At 36.8% G+C, this 2,548-nt stretch carries 1 protein-coding gene and 1 pseudogene; both read left to right on the forward strand.

The features are described 5' to 3' along the window. Window positions 1-1,239, forward strand: a pseudogene (locus J500_RS16560) (site-specific integrase); the annotation flags it as partial. A 109-nt stretch (window positions 1,240-1,348) separates the two neighbouring features. After that, a partial coding sequence (locus tag J500_RS16565) for an IS256-like element ISAba26 family transposase (RefSeq protein ID WP_034700632.1) occupies window positions 1,349-2,548 on the forward strand: 1,200 nt, incomplete at its 3' end.

The following is a 2,548-nucleotide window of genomic DNA, read 5'->3' on the forward strand; positions in this document are numbered from 1 at the left end:
TTGAAAATTGCATTGTCAGAACATGAGTTTTTAGTAGTACAACGTTACATACAACATCGTTATGAGCAATATTTGGTTAATCAGCAGGATGATCTACTTTTTAGTGTGAATCATCGTGTGTTAACTGATCAATGTATCAGCAAAATTACAGTAGATTTGTTTAGTCAAATATTAGGTATGCATCATGGCTTTAGTTTTCATACATTACGCCACAGTGCTGCTAACTATCTAGCAATAACTTTGCTCGGTTCAAAAGAAATGATCAAGACCTACACAGATTGTCCTTGGGTAAAAGCAAAAAAGATGAGGGATTTATTGTTTGGTATGAAAGCACGTGCTCAAGAAGAGATTATTCAACATAAATGGCAGGTGCTCGCCTCTTGGATGGGGCATAGCAGTATTGAGCAAACGGCTTCAAATTACCTTCATGTTTTGGATTTATTAGCAGTCGATCGAATTTATAATTCGCCGTGTATCATTTCAAAAAAAGTATTAGAACAGTGTTTTAGTCCAGTGAAGTCAAGTACAGACTACATAAACCTAAATCGTTATACTCAGCAGCAGAAATGGTTTAATTCTTATCAGCAAACACAGCCAGTTACGATGGCTGGCCGACAAGAAAAGAAGTTTAGTATAGAGAAGAGTACTCTGACACCTTTTCAACGTTTGATAAGTTTTAGAGAAGGTCGTTTAAGCGAAGATACCCAAGCTCAAGAATGGATGCAACGATGTCAATGGATGAGCACTAAATGGATGGATCGCCAAAAATTTAATTTAAAAACGAATTATGTTTATAGTAAGAATTTAGAAGAGAGTTGGTTTGATGAACTTTACGAAAAGGCTAAAAAACTGACTCGTCCAGATGAAATAATTCCTCTCCTTGATTTTCATTATAAAGATGATAGGCAGCAAGATGCACTGAAAGAAAAGAACATGGTTAAGGCGCTTAAAATATTATTATTATTTGGAAAACTGCGTAAGAACTTTCTACATTTTCAATGCCGAATGAAAGGTGATGAGCAACAAATTGTTAATTTTATTACTGGTATAGAGCCAATGTTAGGAGATCATCTGTATTTAGAAAAACAAAACTACCCAGTTAATTTGGATGCTCCTGAGCGAACCGTTAAATTTAGTTTTCAAAGAGTTGTCGGCTCTAACAAAAAAAATGTTACTCCGCTGGTTATATTTAATTTAATGTTAAAAATGATGCAAAAAGATGAACTCTGGATCAAATAGCCTAAGCAAACTGAAAAGGGGGAATTGTTTAAAAGGGACTGTTCTAAATTTTGTGTAAGTACTTAATTTTCATTTATCCTTCAGAGGATAATTACAAAAGGTACTTCACATGGATGAAGCAACAATCAAAAGTATGGCTGCTGAATTGGCTAAGGGTCTAAAAACACCAGAAGACTTAAACCAAATGACCGCCATATTTAAAAAGTTCATGATCGAAACTGCACTCAATACAGAGCTTTCAGATCATCTTGGTTATGAAAAGCATCAGCCGAAAAAAGGCTCAAATAGCCGAAATGGTTTTAGCTCAAAAACTGTTTCAACTCAAGATGGGCAATTGGCTTTAGATATTCCACGTGATCGGGAAGGTTCATTTGAGCCACAAATTATCAAAAAACATCAAACACGCATTACCAGTATGGATGACCAAATTCTTTCCCTGTATGCCAAAGGAATGACCAATAGAGAAATTGTCGCATTTTTCAAAGAAATGTACGATGCAGATGTCTCAGCATCACTTATAAGCAAAGTGACCGATGCTGTGATTGAGCAAGTGACTGAGTGGCAAAATAGAGCATTAGATAGTCTGTATCCAGTCGTCTATCTCGACTGTATTGTTGTAAAAGTCCGTCAACACTCCAATGTGATTAACAAGTCTGTATACCTTGCTTTGGGCATCAATATGGATGGGCAAAAAGAATTACTCGGTATGTGGATTGCTCAGACAGAGGGTGCCAAATTCTGGCTATCCGTCATGACAGAACTCAAAAATCGAGGGGTACAGGACATTCTTGTTGCCTGTGTAGATGGGTTAAAAGGCTTTCCTGATGCCATTGCCTCTGTTTATCCTCATACGGACATTCAGCTGTGTATCGTGCATGTTGTACGCAATAGCCTGAGATTTGTAAGCTGGAAAGACTACAAGGCTGTTACAGCTGGTCTAAAAGCGATCTATCAAGCAAGTACAGAAGAAAATGCCTTAAAATCTCTAGATATCTTCTGTGATCAATGGAATCATCAATATCCGAAAATTGGAGAATCCTGGAGAGCCAATTGGGAAAATATCCGTACAATATTTAGCTATCCAGCTGAAATACGTCATGCGATTTATACAACCAATGCAATTGAATCGTTGAATAGCGTAATTCGCCATTCAACCAAGAAGCGAAAGATCTTCTCGTCAGATGATTCAGTCAAAAAAGTCATTTACTTAGCAACAACCAATGCTGCTAAGAAATGGACAATGCCAATTCAAAATTGGCGTTTAGCAATGAATTGGTTTACGATTCAGTTCGATGATCGATTAAAAGAT

Origin of the sequence: Acinetobacter sp. 479375 (assembly GCF_000581715.1) — a bacterium.
In the GTDB taxonomy this organism is placed as follows: domain Bacteria; phylum Pseudomonadota; class Gammaproteobacteria; order Pseudomonadales; family Moraxellaceae; genus Acinetobacter; species Acinetobacter ursingii.